Raw genomic sequence first — 23208 nt, 5'->3', positions numbered from 1 at the left:
GAACAGACTTAACTGGCAGCTATGCCAAGATTTACAACATTTTATTGTTGTTCTAATTAAATCCCTTTTCAACACTAGCAAACTATAAAGCGTTGAAAGTAAAGAAATAATTAGATTTTATTTGCGCTATAAGAGTGCATCACTCCATAGCGCAAAAAGGCCGGTGATTAAATAATCACCAGCCCTTGCCTGATTTCTCAGGCAGCGAACTTAGCGTAAGCTAAATTACTTAACCTCAACTTCAGCACCAGCTTCAGTAAGATCTTTTGCAAGTGCTTCAGCTTCTTCTTTAGATACACCTTCTTTAACAGGTGTAGGAGCAGCTTCAACAAGAGCTTTAGCTTCTTTAAGGCCAAGGCCTGTAGCGCTACGAACAGCTTTGATTGCAGCAACCTTGTTAGCGCCAGCGCCAGTAAGGATTACGTCAAATTCTGTTTTCTCTTCAGCAGCTTCAGCAGCTGGACCAGCTACCATTGCAGCTGCAGCAGTTACGCCGAATTTTTCTTCCATTGCTTCAACAAGAGCAACAACGTCCATTACTGACATTTCAGCAATTGCGTCAAGGATTTGGTCTTTAGATACAGACATTACAAATTTCCTAATAATTAACGGACTCTAGGTCCAAATAAATTTTACACCGAAAGGATTAAACAACTTAAAATTAAGCAGCTTGCTCTTCTTTCTGTACACGTACTGCTTCAATTGTTTTACACAATTTGCCAGCAGACGCTTCTTTCATAGCACTCATTAAGCGTGCAACAGCTTCGTCGTATGTAGGTAGAGTTGCAAGCATAGCTGCATCTACTACGTTACCTTCAAAAGCGGCCGTTTTAACTTCGAATTTCTCATTCTTTTTCGCGAAATCTGAAAAGATACGCGCAGCAGCACCTGGGTGCTCTGATGAGAAAGCGATTAAGCTTGGACCAACAAATGAATCAGAAAGACACTCAAAATCTGTTCCTTCAAGAGCACGTTTTGCTAAAGTGTTACGAACAACTTTCATCCATACACCAGCTTCACGAGCTTCTTTACGAAGGGCAGTGATTGCGCCAACTGTTACACCACGAGAATCTGCAACAACTGCAGATAGAGCACCATTGGCTGCTTCGTTGACTTCAGCAACTATTGCTTTTTTGCCTTGAAGATTTAAAGCCATGGGTGTTACTCCTGGTTTAATGGGGTTACCGACAATCGGTTTCCCCTGTTCTACTCTTCCCTACCAAAAAGGTAGAGATGCTTTTTACGGCGAGAGCCAGAAGGATTAGGAAAAATCTATCTGGGGTCTACACCGTCTACGTAGGTAAAATTAAGGCCTAAGCCGCCTACGGTCTTGGACGGAAGCCCAATTTATCGCTTTGCCAGAGGCGCACCGAAATTATGGACTTCAACCCGAATTCTTTATTTTGCTAATTAATAAATTAATCAACAAAATGGCGCGAAATTATAGTACAAATTTCGTGCCATGTAAACACTAAATTAAGCAACTACTGTGTTTAAAGTAGCTTGGTCAACAGAAACACCTGCGCCCATTGTTGTAGAGATAGTTACTTTTTTCAAGTAAACACCTTTAGCTTGAGAAGGTTTAGCCTTCTTAAGTGCAACAATTAGAGCTTCAAGGTTTTGTTGAAGTTGCTCAGCTGTGAAATCAACCTTACCAATAGTAGTATGGATGATGCCGTTTTTGTCATTGCGGTAACGCACTTGACCAGCTTTAGCATTTTTAACTGCTTCTGCAACGTTAGGTGTTACAGTACCAGTTTTAGGGTTTGGCATTAGACCACGTGGACCTAAGATTTGACCTAGTTGACCAACAACACGCATAGCGTCTGGAGATGCAACAACAACGTCAAAATCCATCTCGCCTTTTTTAACTAGCTCAGCAAGATCTTCCATACCTACTAATTCAGCACCGGCTTCTTTCGCAGCTTCTGCGTTAGCGCCTTGTGTGAATACTGCAACGCGAACGTCACGACCAGTACCGTTAGGTAGTACAGTTGCACCACGAACGTTTTGGTCAGATTTACGAGCATCGATACCAAGGTTAACAGCAACGTCAACACTTTCTACGAATTTAGCTGTCGCTAACTCTTTTAAAAGAGCAACTGCTTCATTGATTTCGTAATCTTTAGTTACTTCCACTTTTTCGCGGATAGTACGCATACGTTTAGTTAATTTAGCCATTTCTTAGTCCTCTACGTTCAAGCCCATCGCACGCGCAGAACCTGCGATAGTGCGAACCGCTGCGTCCATATCGGCAGCTGTAAGGTCAGTTCGTTTTGTCTCAACAATCTCTTCAAGTTGAGCACGAGTTACTGTGCCTACTTTGTCAGTGTTAGGACGGCCTGAGCCTGACTTGATACCAGCAGCTTTCTTAAGTAAGTAAGCAGCAGGTGGCGTTTTCATGTCGAACGTAAATGAACGGTCACCGTAAACAGAGATCACTACAGGAACTGGAGCGCCTTTTTCGATAGACTCTGTACGTGCGTTAAACGCTTTACAGAATTCCATGATGTTTACACCGTGTTGACCTAGTGCAGGACCTACTGGAGGACTAGGATTAGCCATACCAGCGGCAACTTGTAGCTTGATTAGAGCTTCAACTTTTTTAGCCATTATAAATACCTCATTTGGTGGGTCTTAGCCTTGTGCGCGCGAGGACGCGTACTCTAACGGCTTCCCAGTTTAAAAATTGGTTTCGTACTTTTTGTACTGTAAAAATAAATTTTTACCTTTATACAAAAAGGCCGCTGATTATAAGATAATCAGCGGCCTTTTTCAAGCTTCGTGCCAAAATTTAAAATTTCAGCAGTGAAGCTTTTTTAATCAATTACTTATCTTGTTCAACTTGACCAAATTCAAGTTCAACTGGCGTAGAACGACCAAAAATAAGTACAGATACTTTAACGCGGCTTTTTTCGTAGTCAACTTCTTCAACTACACCACTGAAGTCTGCAAATGGACCGTCAGTTACGCGTACCACTTCACCTGGTTCGAATAATGTAGCAGGCTTAGGTGCTTCAGCATTTTCTTGTAAACGGTTAAGAATACGATCAGCTTCTTTAGAGCTAATTGGCGCTGGACGGTCAGATGTACCGCCAATGAAGCCCATTACACGCTCAGTGCTATTTACTAAGTGCCAGCTAGCGTCATTCATATCCATTTGTACTAGTACGTAGCCTGGAAAGAATTTACGCTCAGATTTACGCTTTTGACCTGCGCGCATCTCAACCACTTCTTCAGTTGGTACTAATATTTCACCAAAGCTCTCTTCAAGACCTTCGATTTTAATGTGTTCAGTTAACGTTTGAGCTACACGCTTTTCATAACCAGAAAATGCTTGTACTACGTACCAACGTAATTTAATTTCTTTGTTCTCATCCGACATGGGATCAGATCTCCAATCCAGTTAAAAAGCCAACAGCGCGGAATAAAATGCCATCTAATCCCCAAAGGATAAGTGCCATAATCACGGTTGCAACCATTACAATTAATGTCGTGTGGGTAGTTTCTTGACGCGTAGGCCAAATAACTTTGCGTACTTCAATTCGCGCTTCTTTAGCAAAAGCAAGGAAAGTACGTCCCTTAAAAGTTTGTGAGGCAATGGCTAATCCGGCCGCTATTGCAACAACAACGCCGATAGCACGTAGTAATACAGACTGATCTGCATACATATGGTTACCAACAACTGCGCCTGCAAGTAGCGCGATTGCTACTAACCACTTCACTGACTCCATCCCGCTTGATGGTGTTTCTACATTCGTGCTCATAATATTATTACCTTAACTACAGACACAACAACCCTACACGCCGGCAGGGTTAATCCATTAAAATCTAAACTTAAAAACAGACTTATTTAAACCGATTTTTAACCCCAGACTTACTCATATTAATGAGTAAATTGGCAGGGGCGGAGAGATTCGAACTCCCAACCGTCGGTTTTGGAGACCGCTGTTCTACCAATTGGAACTACGCCCCTGCAAAGTGGATGCCTATTATACTTACGCAAATCATTTACACAAGCCTAAAAGATACCCGCAATGCAAAATCTCTATAAACAATTAAGTACTTAATATTAAAAAGGCTTAATTCGCCCCTTTAACAAGTGGCACGCCATTATTACCCACAGGAATATAAACCGTTGTATGGTTTGGCGACTCGGCCATTTTTATTTGCGCATTTATGGCTTCATGTTGTAAATAATTAGCCGTAAGCGTAGCGTTAATAATTTTTTGTGCCTGCGCTATACCTTTTGCTTCTTCAACACGTATTTCTGCATCTTTACGCGCAATTTCTTTTTGTGTTTCTTTTTCAGCAAGTAACTGCTGCGCAGCTAGTTTTTTCTCTACCGCATTAGCAACAATATCGGGGTAGTTAATATTACCTACAACCACATTGGCAAGCTTAAAGGGGGTGGTTGATAAATAATTTTGTAAACGCAGTGTGACCTCTTGGGCTATTTTTTCGCGGTTTGTTTTAAGTTCACCACTGTCATATTTCTGCACCGTATCTCTTACGTAAGTTCTGAACGTTTCACGCACAAAACGTTTGTACCAGTTTTCTGCTCCATATTGTTCAACAACGGTTTGCACTGAACCACTTTGAATGGCAATCACAGCATGAAAATCAAATTTTATGTTTAAATCATCATTAGCTAATATTCTAAATGTTTCGGTATACGTATTGGGCCGCATATCTATGTTTACCACTTCATTCCGCAGTAACGACATACCATAATTAGCAGGCCCTATCATGGTGCCTTGGTAACCACCTTCACCAAATACTCGTGGTTTTTCGTAAACATAGCCCTCTTCACCCGCTGGCGTACTTGGGTTAGTGCATGCGGTTAATCCAAACCCAATTACACCAACAACAAAGGCACCTTTAACTAAATTATTAACCAAACTTTGCATCCCTGAATTTCTTGCTCTCATTATTTGTCCTTTATTTCTCTAATACTTTATATACATCGCTTAATAGGCTTGAAGCACCAAACCTAAATGTGGTGGCTTGAAGGTAGTCATCGCTCATTATTGAACGGGCTAGTGCTAAATATTCACTGGCATCCGCCACCGTTTTAACACCGCCGGCAGCTTTAAAACCAACACGTTTACCTGAATTTTTAATGGTTGTTAACATTACCTTAGTTGACTCAAGCGTCGCATTTATAGCGACTTTGCCTGTACTCGTTTTTACAAAATCAGCGCCGCCTTTAATAGCCAGTTCGGTCGCTTGAGCAATCAACGACTCTGTTTTTAGCTCGCCGCTTTCTAAAATTACTTTTAGCTGAGCTTTAGTGCCGCACGCTTTTTTACTTTCACTTATGTACTTAAGCGTGGCTTGCGTATCCCCTGCCGTTAATTTTTTATAGGGGATAACAAGGTCGATTTCATCTGCGCCGCGCTCAATGGCTATGAGTGTTTCGTTTATCACATCGCTCAGCAGGGCGTCACCCGTTGGAAAGTTAGTCACCGTTGCTACTTTAACGTGGCTAAGCTCTCGTGCAGCAAGCGCTATTTTTGCATCGTCTACAAAATCACTATACACACACACCGCAGCTGGCGTGCCTAGTGCAGGCCTAATACTATTGATCAGAGCTTGAATGTCATTTGTAGTGTCGCTGGTGTTTAAGCTAGTTAAATCCATAAGCTCTACTGCGAGTAATGCGTCTTGTTGTTTTGTCATACGGACTCCCTTGCCCTGCTTGGGTAAAATTAATATGCCTCATATTAACAAATTAAAAAAAACTCGCTATAGCTCATAACCAAACACTCTAAGCTTATTATTTTACTTGTAACTAGTCGCAATCCCTTGTTAACTCAGTCTTAGGCTTAAAACCGCTACCCAATATAACTTTTGGTTATATCAACTTGGTTTTAATTATTTTTTACTTACACATAGCCGCTATATTCTGCGCAACAGATTAAAGCGTTTTATAAAATTGTTTAGGGGTGTTACCAACGTGCAATATTTACCTATCTTTACCAAACTCGACAACAAACCTGTATTGGTTGTTGGCGGTGGAGAGGTCGCATTACGCAAGTGTCGCGCGTTTTTAAAAGCCCGTGCTGCAGTAACCTTAGTGGCGCCTTGGTTTTGTGACGAATTGAAAGAACACGCACAACACAACGAAGTGACCCTAATAGACGCTTACTTTGACGAATCACACCTAGACGGAAAAATGCTAGTTATTGCAGCAACCGATCGAGACGAAGTTAACAACACGGTGTTTGAGCTTGCCAATGCTCGCAATGTGTTTGTAAACGTGGTTGATGATCAACCTAAATGTACGTTTATATTTCCTTCTATTGTTGACCGTAACCCTATTACAATTGCTATTTCGAGTGCGGGAACAGCCCCTGTACTGGCGCGCCGTCTACGCGAAAAGTTAGAGACATTAATACCACAACACATTGGCCCACTTGCTACATTGGTGGGTGGCTTTAGAGATAAAGTAAAACAGCGCTTTAAGCACTTTTCTGACCGCCGCCAATTTTGGGAAGGCGTGTTCGACTCATCAGTTGTGAGTAAAGTACAAACCGGCGACACCCAAGGTGCTGAGCAACAACTTGAACAAATGCTAGACGCTAAAGCCGAGCCCGAGGGCGAAGTTTATGTGGTAGGGGCAGGTCCTGGCGACCCAGAACTTTTAACACTTAAAGCACTGCAACTTATGCAACAGGCTGATGTCGTTGTTTACGACTTTTTAGTGTCTGACGAAATTATGGAGCTTGTTCGTCGTGATGCAGACCTAATTTGTGTTGGTAAACGCTTAGGCGATCATAGTGTTGTTCAAGAAGATACTAACCAAATGTTGGTTGACCTAGCTAAACAAGGTAAAAAAGTATGCCGAATTAAAGGAGGAGATCCCTTTATTTATGGCCGCGGCGGTGAAGAAGTACAAGTATTGGCTGCCAACAAGGTAAATTACCAAATAGTACCGGGCATCACAGCTGCAGCAGGGTGTAGTGCGTATGCAGGTATTCCGCTTACGCATCGCGATCATGCCCAAGCTATTCAGTTTGTAACAGGGCACTGTAAAAAAGACGGCCAAGAACTTGATTGGCAATCACTGGCTAAACCAAACCAAACACTTGCTATATATATGGGCGTAATTAAGTCACCACACATTCAAGCAGAACTATTACAGCATGGCCGTAAAGCCGACACGCCAGTTGCCGTGATCGAAAATGGCACGCGCAAAAATCAACGTGTAGTAACAGGCCAATTAGGCGAGCTTGCCGATTTAATTGAACGCAACAGCATTGTATCGCCAGCATTACTTATTATTGGTGAAGTAGCCGCCCTACACTCGCAGCTTGCATGGTTTGGGCAAAACAACCAAACAAGTAGCTATGCGCAACCGTTAACCGATATAGCAAATTAGTAACCAAATTTAATTTTATAACTTTTAATCATTTTAGTAGGACGACTAACAATGGCTTTAACTCATCTTCAGCAACTTGAAGCTGAAAGTATCAAAATCATGCGCGAAGTCGCCGCTGAGTTTGAAAACCCAGTAATGCTTTACTCAATTGGTAAAGACTCGTCGGTACTTTTGCACTTAGCGCGTAAAGCGTTTTACCCTGCAAAAATTCCGTTTCCGTTATTACACGTAGACACCGACTGGAAGTTTCGTGAAATGATTGAATTTCGCGACCGAATAGCAAAAGAGTACGACTTTGACCTACTGGTACACAAAAACCCAGAAGGCTTAGCAATGGGCGTTGGCCCCTTTACTCATGGCTCTGGTAAGCATACCGACATAATGAAAACCCAAGGGTTAAAGCAAGCTCTTAACAAATACGGTTTTGATGCAGCCTTTGGTGGCGCTCGCCGCGACGAAGAAAAATCACGTGCAAAAGAACGTGTGTACTCGTTCCGCGACAAGCACCATCGTTGGGATCCAAAAAACCAACGTCCAGAGCTTTGGAATACTTATAACAGTCAAGTAAACCCAGGTGAAAGCATTCGTGTATTCCCGTTATCTAACTGGACTGAGCTTGATATTTGGCAATACATTTATCAAGAAAACATCGAAATGGTTCCGCTTTACCTAGCTAAAGAGCGCCCTGTAGTTGAACGTGACGGCACACTTATCATGGTTGATGACGAACGTATGCCACTTGAAGAAGATGAAGTACCACAAATGAAATCGGTCCGTTTTCGTACATTAGGCTGTTACCCACTAACCGGCGCCGTTGAATCTACAGCCAGTACACTAACCGAAATTATTGAAGAAATGCTGCTATCTACATCATCAGAACGCGAAGGCCGCGTTATTGACCATGACTCAGCAGGCTCAATGGAGAAGAAAAAACGTGAGGGGTATTTCTAATGTCTAGCCAAAATAACGATACATTTAACGAAGTAAAAGAAATAGGCATAGACGCCTACCTAGCACGTCAACAAGACAAAAGCTTATTGCGCATGCTTACCTGTGGCAGTGTAGACGACGGTAAATCAACACTGATTGGCCGCCTATTACACGACAGCCACCAAATTTATGAAGATCAGCTAGCAGCCCTTCACAAAGACAACGAAAAAGTAGGTAACGCAGGTGAAGATCTTGACCTTGCATTACTAGTAGATGGCCTACAAGCTGAACGCGAGCAAGGCATTACCATTGACGTAGCGTACCGATACTTTTCAACGGCTAAGCGTAAATTTATTATTGCCGACACACCAGGGCACGAGCAATATACACGCAACATGGTAACGGGTGCATCAACAAGCGATGTCGCCATTATTTTGGTTGATGCGCGTTACGGCGTGCAAGTACAAACTAAACGCCATAGCTTTATTTGTGACTCGCTAGGTATTAAACAGTTTGTTGTAGCCATTAATAAAATGGATATCGTTGATTTTGACGAAACCGTTTATGAAAAAATCAAAGCCGATTACCTTAAATTTGCTGAGCAACTAAATGTAACAAACATCAAGTTTGTGCCTATGTCGGCACTTAAAGGCGACAACGTAGTAACGCGCTCTGCACATACACCGTATTACACCGACAAACCACTGCTTGAGCTTTTAGAAGACTCGCCAGCGGCACAAACCGATACCGGTTTTGAAGCACGTTTACCCGTACAATATGTAATACGCCCTAACTTAAACTTTCGTGGTTTTCAGGGCACATTAGCATCGGGCAAGCTACAAGTAGGCGACGCTGTAAAAGTATTACCTTCGGGTAAAACATCAAGCATTAAAGAAATTGTCACTTTTAATGGCAACCTAGACACAGCAGAAGCAGGCCAAGCAATTACTATTACGCTAAACAGTGAAATAGACATTAGCCGCGGCGACGTAATCGTACCGGCAAGTTCAACTGCCGCTGTTACTAATCAGCTTCAGGCTAAAATTGTATGGATGCACGAATCGCCATTAGTGCTAGGTAAAAACTACAACCTAAAACTAGGCAGCAAAAACACATCGGCTGTGGTTAAAAAGATTGACCACACTATTGATGTAAACACGCTTGAACATGGCTCTGCCGATTCATTACAGCTAAACGAAATTGCTATTGTAACGCTTGAGCTAACCGAAACTATTTTGGCCGACGAGTACCACAATAACCACGAAACAGGCTCTTTCATTCTAATTGACCGTTTATCTAACTTAACGGTAGCAGCCGGTATGATTGAACACGTACTACAAAGCGAAAAAAGCAAAAGCGATTTCAGTGAGTTTGAAGTTGAGTTTAATAGCTTAGTACGCAAGCACTTCCCGCATTGGCAAGCGCTTGATATTTCGAAACTGTAAGTTTATTAATGTCTGTTAGGAATAATAAAGCATGGTAGAGCAGCTAGTTTTAACAGGCATAATGCTTACCTTAGTCGGGTGCCTTTTTGGCACCCGCATTAATCCAGCATGGTTATTTGTAAGCGCTATTGGCACCAGCTACTTAGCCGGGCTTATTGACCTTGAAAACATGCTAGTTAACTACGCCAATCCGTCACTTATTACCTTAGTGCTCCTCGTATTAGTGTCGATTGCAATCGAAAAAACCACGTTAATTCAAAAGCTATCCATGTCGTTATCTAAAGGTAGCTTAGTTAAGTCGGTAACAAAGCTGGGGATTTCTACGGCATTTTTATCGTCGTTTACTAATAATACGGCGGTGGTTGCCTCACTCATTACCGCAATAAAAGATAACCCAAACCATTCACCCTCAAAGCTATTATTACCGCTGTCGTACACTGCTATTTTAGGTGGCACCATTACACTCATAGGTACTTCAACAAACCTCATTGTTAACGGCTTTGCGGTAGATGCAGGTATGCAGCCACTGGGCTTTTTCGACTTTACCTTAGTGGGTTTAGGCGCGCTTAGTATTGGCCTTATTACTATTTTGGTGATGCTTAAATACTTGCCTGACAACGGCAAAAGCGATCAGGAAGTTGTTCCTTTTTACCTTGAAGGTAAAGTACAAACAGGCTCAAAATTAATAGGTCGCACAGTAGAAGAAAACGGCCTACGCGATTTAAAAGACTTGTTCCTAGCTGAGATAATTCGTAATAACGAACGCATATGCGCAGTAACGCCTCAGCAAATTATTCAACAAAACGACATTTTATTATTTGTAGGCGACATTAAATCAGTCCCCCTATTAACCCGCTTTGATGGTTTAAAAGTAGTACACGATAACCACGAAAAAGACATAGAACACTTAGTTGAAGTGGTCGTAAGTCAGTCGTCTAAATTTATAGGCAAAACCGTAAAAGAAATACGTTTTCGCGAGCAGTTTCACGCTGCTGTTATTGCTATTCGCCGTGGGCACGACCGCCTTCAAGGCGGCCTTGGCCAAGTACAATTACAAGCAGGCGATTCACTTATTTTGGCACCCGGCAAAAACTTTTACAGCCTACCTAATTTAAAGCGTGAGTTTGTATATATTTCAGGCCTTGATTTACAAACCCACCTTGCGCCCAAACAATCTAATATTGTATTACTCAGCTTTGCGGGTGTATTGGGTTTAAGTATTTTTGGGGTAGTGCCGTTAGTAAAAGGCTTATTGGTATTACTTATTGGCTTAATGCTCAGCGGCACCATAAAGCTAAACGAAATCAAACGCCGATTCCCGCTTGAGTTACTTGTTGTAGTTGGTAGCGCCATTGGGCTTGCAAAATTAATGATAGGCACGGGGCTTGCTGGGCAAATATCGAGTGCGCTATTTATGGTACTTGGCGACTTTGGTCCTTACGGCGCATTTATAGCCATATTTTTAATGACCGTACTATTTACCGAACTTATTACAAATAATGCAGCAGCGGCACTTTCATTTCCGGTTGCTTACTCATTAGCTGTTGGCTTTAATGTAGACCCGCTACCCTTTATTATGGCGGTTGCTTTTGGCGCATCGGCAAGTTTTATATCGCCATTTGGGTATCAAACAAATTTAATGGTGTATAGCGCGGGTAATTATCGCTTAAAAGATTACATTGTTATGGGCTTGCCCCTTTCTATTATTTATTCAATCACGGTATTAACCCTGATCCCGCTGGTATTTCCTTTTTAATACTGGCGCAAACAGCATAAGAGACACATCACTATGGATGAAAATATAGTTTGGCATAACTACGCAACCACTAAAGCACAACGTAGCGAGCAAAAAAAACATAAGCCGGCTATTTTATGGTTTACCGGTTTTTCAGGTTCGGGTAAAAGCACCGTAGCCAACGCACTCGAAGCGGCGCTTAATCAGCAAGGCGTACACACTTACCTGCTCGATGGCGACAACGTACGCCACGGCTTATGTAAAGACCTAGGCTTTAGCGATGAAGACCGCATAGAAAACATTCGCCGTGTAGGCGAAACCGCAAAACTAATGACCGACGCAGGCTTGTTAGTACTTACTGCGTTTATATCGCCTTTTAGAGCTGAACGGGACATGGTGCGCAATTTAGTAGATGACGGAGAGTTTATTGAGGTATTTATAGATACTCCGCTTGACGTATGCGAAAGCCGCGATCCAAAAGGGCTATACAAAAAAGCACGCGCAGGAGAGATAAAACACTTTACTGGCATCGACTCAAACTACGAAGTACCCACAAAGCCTGAAATAATTTTAGATACAAGTAAAAACACCCTAGACCAATCGGTTGCCCAACTGATAACGTATCTAAAACAAACGCATATAATAGGTTAGCCCCAATGAACCAAACCGAACTGCTAGAAGAAACCCTCATCCTTGCCCGCACCGCAGGCAAAGCCATTATGGGGATTTACGAAAAGGACTTTAACGTTGAATACAAAGCCGATGAAAGCCCAGTAACCGACGCCGACTTAGCAGCTCATAAGGTCATTGTAGCGGGGCTACTTCAGCTTACGCCCGACATCCCCATCCTTAGTGAAGAAAACGCCGACATAAGCTGGGCGATTCGCCAAACGTGGAAAAGCTACTGGTTAGTCGATCCAATCGACGGTACCAAAGAGTTCATTAAAAAGAACGGCGAATTTACCGTAAACATTGCCCTAATAGAAAACGGAAAACCGGTACTCGCGGTTGTTGATGCCCCTGCACTTGGCGTATCGTACCTTGCAAGCGATGCCATTGGCGCGTTTAAAGACACGGGCGATGAGCGCATAGAACTTAAAGTAACTACCAAGCCTAACAAAGGTTTAATACGTGTTGTAGGCAGCCGCTCGCACCCATCACCCGATTTAGCCGAATTTGTAAAACGCTTTGATGACGTAGAAATGGTCTCAAAAGGCAGCTCACTAAAACTGTGTTTAGTAGCCGAAGGCAGCGCCGATATTTACCCGCGCTTAGGCCCAACCTGTGAATGGGATACCGGCGCAGGCCATGCAATCGCCGAAATAGCCGGTGCAAAAGTCACTAAGCTTGATGGCAGCCCGCTTATTTATAACACCAAAGATGAGTACTTAAATCCGTATTTTATTGTAAGTGCGATAGAAGAATAAAAGTTAAGAGCTATCAGTTGTCAGCAAGATAAGTGATAGCTTTAGCTCTGTAAATTATCTATAGGTTACCACTACACATCGAGGAAACCATCGTCTAGTATAAAGCGCTTGTTGTATGCTTTAATTAGCAGGCTTATTTCTGTATCTTCGCAACTTTCTTAATAAGTGTTCAGGATCTTCGTCTGAGCCTTTAGCTCTCAAATATTCTTCAGCTACTTCATATTGCGAACGTTTTTTCTTACTAATAGCTTCCATAGATAACGTCATCTCTAAAAATTTAACGTCTTGCTTTTTTGCTTCTCGCCCAGAAAAGTTTCCAATGCCTTTAATGGGCTTTCCATAAAATGATTCTTCAAGATCAACTTTACCAGCTTGTAACATATACACTTCATAAATCTCTGATATTTTTAGAAGTAATTCAGGTGGTGGGTAAATCCCAAATTCCATGAAATATGCAAGTTTACCAAGTGGGTTTTCCGACTCTAAAGGGCGACTGCTTTCTAAATTTAACTCATTATAAAAATGTTTATTAAGGTACTCCCACGCGTCCTCTAATTCATTAATAGTTTGCTTATTAATATCTAGATATTTACTCTTCATAGCCAACCTTTAAAATATTAATGTAAAAATGAGAGCAGCAACTATGCTACCTAAAATATTTAAAGCTAATATACCACTTGGTTGCTCATACCACTTTATTGAATTATTACTCATACTATTCCCCCTTAATTAGTTAAGTAATAATTATTAATTAAATAAACCTAATAAGTAAGGACACTCAAGCTTCTAGATATCCGTTGCCACACCTACTCAGATAAAATCTAAAAAACTATAAAATAAAGTAAGAATTGACGGGAGCTATGGCGTGTTGGGTTTTATTACTTTAGGTCTTGTTTTTAGTTTAGGACGAAAGCCAAAAAGAATGATCTAATCCAATTTACTAAGTACTTACCCCTCATTGCACACTTTTTAAAAGCAACAACCCTTAACGATTTTGCTGGGCGATAAACGCAAGCGAGTGCTGGTTGAATAAGTCTGGGCGTTCCACATTACAAACATGGCCGCAATGGTGAATAGTTTGCAGTACGCTATTTTTATGGCGTTTAACCATTTCTTTAACAGGGCCAAGGAACATATGATCTTCTTTACCCATAATGTAAAGAATGGGGATATCGATGTCTTTTTCTTTGAAATACTGCATTAAGGGGTTTACATCCATGGCTAATTTAAACCATTTTATAAACTCCTTTTGGCACAAACGTTTTGCTTCACGAACAAACAAAAGCCGAGATTCTTTATGGCGCTTTTTGGGCATCATAATAAAAGCAAATAAACGGTATAGCCACATATACGGCAAGAAGTGCTTAAACGTATTACCTAAATAAACCAAGGTATTGCTGCGAGTATTAAAGCGGGTTACCGCGCCACCTAGCACCATGCTAGAAACATATTGCGGCGCAATTTCTGCAATATTGCGAATGAGTATTGTGCCCAATGAAATACCAACAAAGTGTGCGCTGGTGATATTGTTATGGTCTAACACATCAATAATATCTTTAGAGACGTTATTAAACGAATAATTATTATCAACAAAATTTTGTACTAAGTTATTTGATTTACCGTGACCACGAAGATCTAGCAACAATACATTGTATTCTTTTTTATAAGCTTTGAGCTGACGAAACCAAATTGCCGAACTTCCCCCAGCGCCATGGACAAATACAACCCATGTTTGACTGGTTTCGTGCGGAAAAATAGTATGAAAAAGAATGTCTGTGCTCATTGCTGTTAGCGGCCTATTTACTTCATTTGGCATATTCAATTGTAAGAAGTATAACGGAGTTTAATAAAAATCTCTCATTAAGTTCAGAACAATAGCGCCTACTTAACAACTTTTCGGAACATGTTTTAATTTTTAAATAAAAACAAATAAGAACAACCTTTACCAATACTCAACGTATTTGAGGCGCTTGCCCATGAAAATTTAAGTACAGCTTTTTTAGTTTATCGGGAACAAGTGGCCAACCCATTTCAATTCCGATGGGAGTCGCTTTCCAAAACAAGTGCTCAACATAATAGGTATCTATGTATTCAAACTCGGCAGGGCTTGCAGTCTCTAGTTTTAGATTCATATACGACAAATGCTTTAGGCCGTCGGCGTTTTTCTGTTCGTTGAATGCAAACGTTGTTAAATTTGCGAACTCCTCCATGCGAAAAGCGAATTCACATTCTTCGTGTTTATCCATTAACGGTATGACATCTGGAAACTTAGATTGTATATCCTCAATAAATTGTCTTATTTCTTGGTCTGCCATATATTCCCTGTTAATACATAGTCATTCACATGCCGATGTAAAATGTAAGCTAGATAAGGTTTCAGATACTTATATTAAAGCCACAGAAAGCCTTTCAATTTTGCTTTACTTGCCTTTGTTCAAAGCATATATCGCCATTAATAGTGTCTTAGATTGAATAGAATTTTCTAGCTCTTCAGTTTCATCTAGACTAGAGGCAGTAGAAATATAACCTTTAAAAATAACATTATCACCCACCTCAACTACCTCTTTACCTTGAGCTTTTACAAAACTCGTTACCCAAATATTGTTGATAGATGGAGTTTTTAAATCCAACAAGTACAAGTTATTGTTGTTTACTGTAATATGTTCTAATACTGTTCCCCCTAAAGCTGTTGCCTCTCCTTCATATTTTGCGTTTAACTCCCCATTATGAAATGGATTCTCATTAGCTTGATTTGCATACTTTCCAGCAAATGCTTGAATAGGTGTTAAAAACAATAAAATTAATAAATACTTTATCATCGGTTTATTCCTTAGTTGGGGTGTTTCTTGTTATGGGTTATAGATGTAAGTCATAGAGAGAGGCACAACCCTATTATTTATTATTTATTATTTTTTGGTTTGTTAGCGGCCCACAACATCTGTAATCCAATTGTAGTAACTAGATATTCTAGTTTGATAAGCAGTTGTACCATATAAACCGCCTTTAAATGCCGAAATATCTCCAGTTGCAAATTGCCAACTAGACAATCCCACTAGGGAGGGTTCACCGCTTTGATAAATGATAGAGGCGCCCCCGCTATCTCCAGAACCATGCATCCCTTCTAGAGGGAGCGCGTTGTGCGGTGAGTCAAATTTGAATGTCAGCCATTTGCCATTTGCGCTTTCTACAACATTTTGAAATTTATTTGGCTGATATAAATATTTAGTATCTAAATTTTCACCTGATAATCCATTTCCCATAGCACCTTTACCGAATACAGTTATGACTTTGCCTTTTTCGTCAGATTTTGAATAAATTGAAATTGGCTTAATGTCTAAAACAGGGGTGGATAGTTTTATTAAAGCAATATCACTGCTTGATTCCAAAACTTGCATAAGCGGCGCTAAGTCGCCACTAAGTATATTGTTGCTAGGTTTAACATATTCCGGATGGATATATACTTTTTCAATTTCATATTGTTTCGAACCGACGTTTAGCTTAGACCCTGCATAGTCGTGAAAGATAGTATGCGCTACTGTGACTACCCATTTTTCAGCAATAAGGACTCCATGGCCTTCCTGTGGCATATCGACAATATATTCTGGTATTTTTTCAACACGATAACTGTCTATTGGAACATCATGTCTCATGACCACTGCATAGGAACCGATGCAGTAAAAGGCTAATGCTATAAAAATGAAAAGTTTCATATCACTCCACAGTATAAATTGAGTAGGTAACAATTTAACAAAAGAACACTTTCACCATTTTTGTATGAAAACATCCTTATTTTATGAACGCCTATTAATAACAAACCGTGTAAGTGTTTGCCAATTATAAATATTATATTTTAGAGCGTTATTTTGCTGTGCTAGAAATAGTAAAGCGTGTCATTACTACATTTTTAAACACCTTGTGCTGGCTTTGTTTACTTTTACACCGCTGTTTCGTATTCATGACACTTGGGGGCTATTTTAACGCAGTTAATTGCGCCTCTAGGGCGCTAAAAACATGAAAAAGTGGGCCAAAAACTATATCCTTCGGCGCGGTTATTATTATAAATAATGGACGGCACACACACATGACAACACCTTTAGATGCAACGCATTCAAATGCATCAACACACACGCATTCAAGTGCAAATTCAAACGCTAAATCTAAATGGAACCTGCACGATACGCAGTGGACCTTAAGCCTTTTTGGTACCGCCGTTGGTGCGGGTATTTTATTTTTACCTATTAACATTGGTATTGGCGGTTTTTGGCCGCTGATTATTATGGCGTGTTTAGCGTTTCCGATGACCTTTTTAGCCCACCGTGGTTTAGCACGCTTTGTATTATCGTCTAAAAATAAGCATGCCGATTTTACCGATGTAGTTGAAGAACACTTTGGCGTTAATGCTGGGCGATTAATCTCATTGTTATACTTTTTATCTATATTCCCTATTTTGCTTATTTACGGTGTAGGCTTAACCAACACGGTAGACAGCTTTATGGTAAACCAGCTGGGTATGGAATCGCCGCCACGCATAGTGCTTTCGGGTATTTTGGTAGCCGGTATGATAAGCCTAATGATGGGTGGCGAGCGCCTAATGCTGCGCGCGTTTTCTATTTTGGTGTACCCGCTTGTGGGTATTTTGTTTTTTTTATCCTTGTATTTAATCCCTAGCTGGCAAATGCCAGACATGAGCCTACCTGAAGTGGGCAGCTTTGGTAAAACGCTGTGGTTATCTATTCCTATTATTGTGTTTTCGTTTAGCCATGCAGCGGCTATTTCAAGCTTTGTGCATATACAACGCGAACACTATGACGACCTTGCTACACGCAAATCAGAAGCCATTTTAAAGCGCACAAGCTTACTGTTAATTGTGTTTGTATTGCTGTTTGTATTTTCGTGCGTGCTGTCGCTTACAGGTGAGCAGATGGCACAAGCAAAAGCCGATAATGTCTCGGTTTTATCGTACCTTGCTAACATTACCCATAACTCGTTTATTGCGACGCTTGGACCTTTAGTTGCCTTTATTGCCATTACGTCGTCGTTTTTAGGTCACTTTTTAGGAGCCCGCGAAAGCTTTACAGGTTTGGTGACTAAGCAAACACAGCTTGGTGCTAAAACGGTAGATAAAATTGGCGTAGTTATTATGTTTTTTGCAATTTGGTTTTGTGCAGTTAAAAACCCAAGCATACTCGATATGATGGATCAGCTGTCGGGCCCTATTATTGCAATGATATTATTTATCATGCCTATGATTGCAGTTTATAAAGTACCGGCTCTGCATAAGTATCGTAACCGTTTAAGTACTTTGTTTGTGTTAGCGGTAGGTGCGCTTGCGGTATTTGCACTTATTTACAGCATGATTAAATAATATCCCTATTCATGCTGAAGCCCGGCGAGTTAGCTGGGCTTTTTTGTGTGCTGTTTATCTCAAAATGTTTTTTTATGGCTGCCATTAAGGCATGTTATAAATTAACTAGCCTAAAAATAAAACAATTATGCACCTTACAAAACAACTCCTACTTTGCGTGAGCTTACTTACTACGCTTGTTTTAAGTCCCTTAGCTAAGGCCGATGGCGTGCCTGCTATTTTATCGATGAAAGAACGCGCTGCGTTTATAGATAATATAACCGAGCTTAGGGTAAACACATTAATGCCCAGCTTAATGAAGCAACACAACATCGATATGTGGCTGCTTATTAGCCGCGAATACAACGAAGATCCCATATTAAAAACAATGCTGCCAGCAACCTGGTTATCGGCAAGGCGTACCACCATTTTGCTCTTTGCCTTAAATGAACAAGGCAATGTGGATGCTTACGCTATTGCGCCCTATAAAATAGGTAACGTATTTACAAAAGGCTGGGACAAAAAGGCGCAGCCAAACCAGTGGCAAGCACTGAACGATATTATTGAACGCTACAATCCAGATAACATTGCACTCAATACGTCTACCGATTGGGGTCATGCCGACGGCTTAGTGTTAGGCGATTACAATACCTTAATGGCCAACTTACCTAGCGCTTATAAAAATAAAATAATATCGGCCGAGCCGCTGGCAGTTGCCTGGTTAGAACAGCGTATTCCCCAAGAAATAGACATGTATAAACACATTGTTGCTATTGCGCACGCTATTATTGCCGAGGGTTTTTCAAGCAAAGTAATAACGGTGGGCAAAACAACCAGCGACGATTTAGTGTGGTGGTTTAGAGAGCGCGTAAAAGAGTTAAAACTGCAAACATGGTTTCACCCAAGTATTGCAATACAACGCGCCGACAGCCAATCGTTCGATCACGAAGACAGCTTTACTAATGGTTACGCCGATAACGTTATTCAAGCGGGTGACTTACTGCATGTCGATTTTGGTATTACGTACTTACGCTTAAATACCGACACCCAACAACATGCCTATGTTTTAAAGCCTGGCGAAACCAATGCGCCCGCTTACCTTGTTGATGCGCTTAAAAAGGGCAATAAACTCCAAGACATTTTTACCGCTGAATTTAGCGAAGGTAAAACGGGTAATCAGGTATTAAAAGCCGCTCGCGAAAAAGCCATTGCCCAAGGTTTAAAACCCACTATTTATACGCACCCGCTTGGCTATCATGGTCATGCTGCGGGTACCACACTGGGTATGTGGGATTCACAACAGGGTGTACCCGGCGATGGCGACTACCCACTGCATTTAAATACCGCTTACTCTATTGAGCTTAACAATGCCGTGTTTATAAAACCATGGAATAAAGAAATACGCATAATGTTAGAAGAAGACGCTATTTTTGATAAAACCGGCGTGTGGTACTTAAACGGCCGACAAACCGAGTTGTTACTTGTTAAATAACCTAAACTCTGATGTAAGTGATTTATAGGTATATTTATTAACGCATACAAAAACGGCGCTTAATAAGCGCCGTTTTTATTTAACTAACGTGACTATTATTCTGTTTCTGGCAGGTTACGACCATAGAATATTTCTTGCATTTCACGGTTTAGCTTAGAGCGAATCTCTTCTTCTTCATTATCCGATAAATCAGTTGTAGAAAGACCAAACAAGTATGTGTTCAGGTCGGTTTCTTTTAACATCATTTTGGTATGGAACAGGTTTTCTTGATACACGTTTACGTCCATCATTTGGTACGCTTCTTTGGTATCGTCTGTCATGAAGTTTTGAATTGAGTTAATCGCGTGGTCAATATAATGCTTAACGCCGTTTACGTCGCGAGTAAAACCACGAACACGGTAGTCAATCGTTACCACGTCAGACTCTAAACTATGTATTAAGAAGTTTAATGCTTTAAGCGGCGAAATAATACCACACGTAGATACTTCAATATCAGCACGGAATGTACAAATACCATCATCAGGGTGAGCTTCTGGGTATGTGTGTACACAAATATGGCTTTTATCTAGGTGTGCAACCACTGAGTCAGGTAATGGGCCTGGTGCTTCGTCAGCATCGTAATTTTGCTGCTCTTCTACAGGCTCTTCCGAAACCAAAATAGTTACACTGGCGCCCTGTGGTTCATAATCTTGGCGTGCAACATTTAAAATATTGGCACCAATAATATCAACAACTTCACCTAAAATGTCGGTTAGCCTATCTGCACTGTACTGCTCATCGATATATTCAATATATTCTTTACGTTGTTGCTCGGTTTTTGCGTAGCAAATATCGTAAATACTAAAGCTTAAACTTTTGGTTAAATTGTTAAAGCCATGAAGTTTAAGTTTATCGAAGGGTTTGTTCATAATAAACCAACCTATAAATTAGTGAAATCTGCACCTGCAGAATGAAAAGTTCGCGGATTTTATACGAATTTTCCTTATGGAAAAAGCGTTATTTTACCTGTTCTTGCACAACTTCATGGCTATGAGTAATTTCTACTGTTTTATCAAGCATTAATGCTACTGAGCAATACTTTTCAGCAGACAAAGAAACAGCGCGTGCAAGGTGCTTTTCAGACACATTTTTGCCTGTAACAACAAAATGTAAATTGATTTTAGTAAATACGCGAGGAGCAGTTTCGGCGCGTTCGGCACTTAATTGTACTTGAACGTCTGAAAAGTCTTGTTTGGCTTTTTTTAAAATACCCACAACATCAACCGATGAACAACAGCCAACCGACATCAATACCATTTCCATTGGGCTAGGTGCAGCACTGTCGCTACCGGTATCAAATACAACGTTGTGATTAGAATTAGAACGACCTACGAATGTGTCGCCATCAACCCATTTTACATTTGCTTGCATGTTTTTATCTCAAAAATATTTTTCTTGATTGTAAGCAAGTTGGCCGCAGTTGCAAACGAAATGCGATACGCGGCGCTATAAATTGGGGATTAATACTGCTGCGAAACAGCGCTGTCGAAGAGGTTTTTAATTAAGCTTGCAAATTCGTCAATAAACTCATGTTGTTCAACCGTAACTGGCTGTGACGTAATGCTACTAAGCACTTCTTGTAAGTCGTAAACAATGCCATCAACCTCACGCACAATTAAGCTGCGTTGCTCTGTGTTAAGGTTTGTGTGCTGTTCACAAATTAGCATGACGTTTGCGGCAATAACATCTTCTATGAGTTCCATTACCGTTGGAGCGCCTGGTTTTATAACACCTGGCTTCTCAAACAATGCTAAATTTTGAGTTAGATACATGATTAAATCATCGTACCCTTGCCTATCTAAAACCATGATATTTACCACCTAATAATATTACTTACGCTGATTTAAGCAGAAAGCGCGGTTGATTGCTAGCTTTGTGATTTAAGCATACAAAAAAAGCAGCCGAAGCTGCTTTTATACTAATTAAGTATTATTAACTTAATCTATTTTTAAGCCTGGGCTTAATGTTGCTGGCATGGCTACTTTTTCAAGCTCTACTGAAGCTACAGGGTATGCGCAGTAGTCAGCTGCGTAGTACGCGCTTGCTCTGTGATTGCCTGATGCGCCAATACCACCAAATGGTGCAGCGCTAGACGCACCCGTAATTGGGCGGTTCCAGTTAACAATACCGGCACGAATACGACGTAAAAAGTGGTCGTAATCGGCTTCATTATCGCTAAGTAAACCCGCAGATAAACCAAAGCTTGTGTCGTTTGCTTTATCAATTGCGCTGTCAAAGTCGTTAAAGCGGAACACTTTTAAAAGTGGGCCAAAATGCTCTTCGTCTGGGAAGTCGCCAATTGCTGAACACTCAATAATACCTGGTGTTACAAAGCCTGTATTTGCTGTGTGCTCTAGTTCTACAAGGACCTTACCGCCAAGCTCAACAAGCTCGCTTTGTGCTTTAACCATACCTGCTGCTGCCGCTGATGAGATCATTGAACCCATAAATGGCTGATCTTCATCGTCGTAGTTGCCTACTTTAATGGCTTTAGTTGCAGTAATTAGGCGCTCTAATATTGCATCGCCTTTACTACCTGTTGGTAAAAATAACTTACGAGCACAGGTACAACGCTGACCGCTAGAGATAAATGCTGATTGCACAATATCGTGAACAACGGCTTTAGTATCTTCAACATCAGTAATAATAAGCGGGTTATTACCACCCATTTCGAGAGCTAAAATTTTACCCGGCTGGCCTGCAAACTGTTCATGTAAAATATGGCCTGTGCGCGATGAACCGGTAAAGAACAAGCCATCAATGCCTTTATGAGCAGCAAGGGCTTTGCCCGTTTCAACTTCACCTTGTACAAGGTTAATAACGCCTGCTGGTAAACCCGCTTTTTCCCACAATTTAAGGGTAAGCTCAGCCACTTTTGGTGTTAGTTCAGACGGTTTAAATACAACCGTATTACCCGCTAGTAACGCTGGCACAATATGGCCGTTTGGTAAGTGGCCCGGAAAATTATACGGGCCAAATACTGCTACAACACCGTGTGGCTTGTGGCGAATCATCGCGCGGCCCAATGGCATTGCATTTTCAACATCGCCCGTGCGCTCTAAAAATGCTTTTTCAGAAATGGCAATTTTACCAACCATCGCACCCGCTTCAGTGCGTGTTTCCCATAATGGCTTACCTGTTTCTTGTGCAATAGTGATTGCAAGCTCTTCACTGTTTTCTTTTAATTGTACTGCGAATGCTTTTACTATTTCTAAACGCTCAGTAAAGCTTTTATCAGCCCATGCGTAAAACGCTTCACGCGCAGCGCCAACAGCTGCGTCAACTTGCTCTGCAGTGGCTGATGATGCTTGCCAAATAACATCGTTATTTGCTGGGTTTACTGAGTTAAAGTCTGAGCCTTGGCCTTGTGACCATTGACCATTAATAAATTGTGCAGGATGAGTCATATACT

The 23208-nt window shown here is 41.1% G+C and carries 25 protein-coding genes and 1 tRNA gene; 8 read left to right on the top strand and 18 right to left on the bottom strand.

Translation table 11 applies throughout. The annotated features are described in order from the left end of the window. Positions 1–225: 225 nt before the first annotated feature. The 9 genes from rplL to deoC form a co-directional block, all read right to left on the bottom strand. A complete protein-coding gene (rplL, locus tag R0J88_RS11400; RefSeq protein WP_006791261.1) occupies positions 226–588 on the bottom strand; it encodes a 50S ribosomal protein L7/L12 in 363 nt (120 codons plus the stop codon). A gap of 73 nt (positions 589–661) precedes the next feature. Beyond that, complete coding sequence (rplJ, locus tag R0J88_RS11395; RefSeq protein ID WP_006791262.1) at positions 662–1156, bottom strand: 50S ribosomal protein L10; 495 nt, start codon at positions 1154–1156, stop codon at positions 662–664. A gap of 320 nt (positions 1157–1476) precedes the next feature. Continuing rightward, a complete protein-coding gene (rplA, locus tag R0J88_RS11390; RefSeq protein WP_006791263.1) occupies positions 1477–2181 on the bottom strand; it encodes a 50S ribosomal protein L1 in 705 nt (234 codons plus the stop codon). A gap of 3 nt (positions 2182–2184) precedes the next feature. After that, a complete protein-coding gene (rplK, locus tag R0J88_RS11385) occupies positions 2185–2613 on the bottom strand; it encodes a 50S ribosomal protein L11 (RefSeq protein ID WP_002958879.1) in 429 nt (142 codons plus the stop codon). 214 nt (positions 2614–2827) lie between these two features. Beyond that, entirely contained in the window at positions 2828–3385 is a 558-nt protein-coding gene (gene nusG, locus R0J88_RS11380; protein WP_006791264.1) for a transcription termination/antitermination protein NusG, read from the bottom strand. A gap of 4 nt (positions 3386–3389) precedes the next feature. Next, positions 3390–3767, bottom strand: a complete 378-nt coding sequence (gene secE / locus R0J88_RS11375) for a preprotein translocase subunit SecE (protein ID WP_006791265.1) — start codon at positions 3765–3767, stop codon at positions 3390–3392. A 132-nt stretch (positions 3768–3899) separates the two neighbouring features. Beyond that, positions 3900–3976: transfer RNA gene (locus R0J88_RS11370), tRNA-Trp, on the bottom strand. Positions 3977–4082: 106 nt separating this feature from the next. Beyond that, on the bottom strand, positions 4083–4931 hold the full coding sequence (locus R0J88_RS11365; RefSeq protein ID WP_010557707.1) for an SPFH domain-containing protein: 849 nt from the start codon (positions 4929–4931) through the stop codon (positions 4083–4085). A 10-nt stretch (positions 4932–4941) separates the two neighbouring features. Further along, positions 4942–5682: a deoxyribose-phosphate aldolase gene (gene deoC / locus R0J88_RS11360; RefSeq protein WP_410899940.1), complete on the bottom strand. Its 741-nt coding sequence runs from the start codon at positions 5680–5682 to the stop codon at positions 4942–4944. Between the two features lie 277 nt (positions 5683–5959). Between deoC and cysG the strand changes: the two genes are divergently transcribed. From cysG to cysQ, 6 genes are read left to right on the top strand one after another with little or no spacing between them, the layout of a single operon-like run. Then, entirely contained in the window at positions 5960–7384 is a 1425-nt protein-coding gene (gene cysG / locus R0J88_RS11355) for a siroheme synthase CysG (protein WP_058430020.1), read from the top strand. 51 nt (positions 7385–7435) lie between these two features. Further along, positions 7436–8335 (top strand): sulfate adenylyltransferase subunit CysD, encoded by a 900-nt coding sequence (cysD, locus tag R0J88_RS11350; RefSeq protein WP_410899939.1) that lies wholly within the window; start codon positions 7436–7438, stop codon positions 8333–8335. Then, positions 8335–9759 carry a sulfate adenylyltransferase subunit CysN gene (cysN, locus tag R0J88_RS11345; RefSeq protein WP_008127185.1) on the top strand — a complete coding sequence of 475 codons (1425 nt, stop codon included), beginning with the start codon at positions 8335–8337 and terminating at the stop codon, positions 9757–9759. Before cysD ends, cysN begins: the two co-directional genes overlap by 1 nt. A gap of 31 nt (positions 9760–9790) precedes the next feature. Continuing rightward, positions 9791–11515 carry an SLC13 family permease gene (locus R0J88_RS11340; protein WP_058430019.1) on the top strand — a complete coding sequence of 575 codons (1725 nt, stop codon included), beginning with the start codon at positions 9791–9793 and terminating at the stop codon, positions 11513–11515. A 33-nt stretch (positions 11516–11548) separates the two neighbouring features. Continuing rightward, positions 11549–12145, top strand: a complete 597-nt coding sequence (gene cysC, locus R0J88_RS11335; RefSeq protein WP_008127182.1) for an adenylyl-sulfate kinase — start codon at positions 11549–11551, stop codon at positions 12143–12145. A gap of 5 nt (positions 12146–12150) precedes the next feature. Next, entirely contained in the window at positions 12151–12921 is a 771-nt protein-coding gene (cysQ, locus tag R0J88_RS11330) for a 3'(2'),5'-bisphosphate nucleotidase CysQ (RefSeq protein WP_006791273.1), read from the top strand. Positions 12922–13041: 120 nt separating this feature from the next. On the opposite strand, the gene R0J88_RS11325 is transcribed toward cysQ, so the two are convergent. From R0J88_RS11325 to R0J88_RS11305, 5 genes are all read right to left on the bottom strand, one after another. After that, the gene (locus tag R0J88_RS11325; protein ID WP_410899938.1) at positions 13042–13521 is read right to left on the bottom strand and encodes a hypothetical protein; all 480 of its coding nucleotides are present in this window, start codon (positions 13519–13521) and stop codon (positions 13042–13044) included. 385 nt (positions 13522–13906) lie between these two features. After that, positions 13907–14704, bottom strand: a complete 798-nt coding sequence (locus R0J88_RS11320; protein ID WP_006791277.1) for an alpha/beta fold hydrolase — start codon at positions 14702–14704, stop codon at positions 13907–13909. A gap of 169 nt (positions 14705–14873) precedes the next feature. Beyond that, positions 14874–15236, bottom strand: a complete 363-nt coding sequence (locus tag R0J88_RS11315) for a hypothetical protein (RefSeq protein ID WP_305472392.1) — start codon at positions 15234–15236, stop codon at positions 14874–14876. 105 nt (positions 15237–15341) lie between these two features. Beyond that, entirely contained in the window at positions 15342–15740 is a 399-nt protein-coding gene (locus R0J88_RS11310; protein WP_008127096.1) for a hypothetical protein, read from the bottom strand. A gap of 102 nt (positions 15741–15842) precedes the next feature. After that, complete coding sequence (locus R0J88_RS11305; RefSeq protein WP_410899937.1) at positions 15843–16631, bottom strand: trypsin-like serine protease; 789 nt, start codon at positions 16629–16631, stop codon at positions 15843–15845. Between the two features lie 371 nt (positions 16632–17002). Here R0J88_RS11305 and R0J88_RS11300 point away from each other — a divergent pair, with 371 nt between their 5' ends. Together R0J88_RS11300 and R0J88_RS11295 are read left to right on the top strand one after the other, a co-directional pair. After that, positions 17003–18286 carry an aromatic amino acid transport family protein gene (locus tag R0J88_RS11300; protein ID WP_410899936.1) on the top strand — a complete coding sequence of 428 codons (1284 nt, stop codon included), beginning with the start codon at positions 17003–17005 and terminating at the stop codon, positions 18284–18286. A gap of 127 nt (positions 18287–18413) precedes the next feature. Further along, positions 18414–19757 (top strand): M24 family metallopeptidase, encoded by a 1344-nt coding sequence (locus R0J88_RS11295; RefSeq protein WP_039038332.1) that lies wholly within the window; start codon positions 18414–18416, stop codon positions 19755–19757. 95 nt (positions 19758–19852) lie between these two features. Here R0J88_RS11295 and speD read toward each other — a convergent pair whose 3' ends face one another. The 4 genes from speD to astD all read right to left on the bottom strand — a co-directional run bounded on the left by speD (position 19853) and on the right by astD (position 23203). After that, the gene (gene speD, locus R0J88_RS11290) at positions 19853–20665 is read right to left on the bottom strand and encodes an adenosylmethionine decarboxylase (RefSeq protein ID WP_410899935.1); all 813 of its coding nucleotides are present in this window, start codon (positions 20663–20665) and stop codon (positions 19853–19855) included. A gap of 88 nt (positions 20666–20753) precedes the next feature. Further along, a complete protein-coding gene (locus tag R0J88_RS11285) occupies positions 20754–21167 on the bottom strand; it encodes an OsmC family protein (RefSeq protein ID WP_006791284.1) in 414 nt (137 codons plus the stop codon). An 89-nt stretch (positions 21168–21256) separates the two neighbouring features. Beyond that, complete coding sequence (locus R0J88_RS11280) at positions 21257–21604, bottom strand: DUF3802 family protein (protein WP_410899934.1); 348 nt, start codon at positions 21602–21604, stop codon at positions 21257–21259. A 129-nt stretch (positions 21605–21733) separates the two neighbouring features. Beyond that, a complete protein-coding gene (gene astD / locus R0J88_RS11275) occupies positions 21734–23203 on the bottom strand; it encodes a succinylglutamate-semialdehyde dehydrogenase (RefSeq protein ID WP_410899933.1) in 1470 nt (489 codons plus the stop codon). Between the last annotated feature and the right edge of the window lie 5 nt (positions 23204–23208).

Source organism: Pseudoalteromonas sp. SIMBA_162 (genome assembly GCF_046535955.1).
GTDB classification, from domain to species: domain Bacteria; phylum Pseudomonadota; class Gammaproteobacteria; order Enterobacterales; family Alteromonadaceae; genus Pseudoalteromonas; species Pseudoalteromonas marina.
Note: the sequence above shows the minus strand (reverse complement) of the source record. Positions and strands in the feature narration are given on the sequence as shown.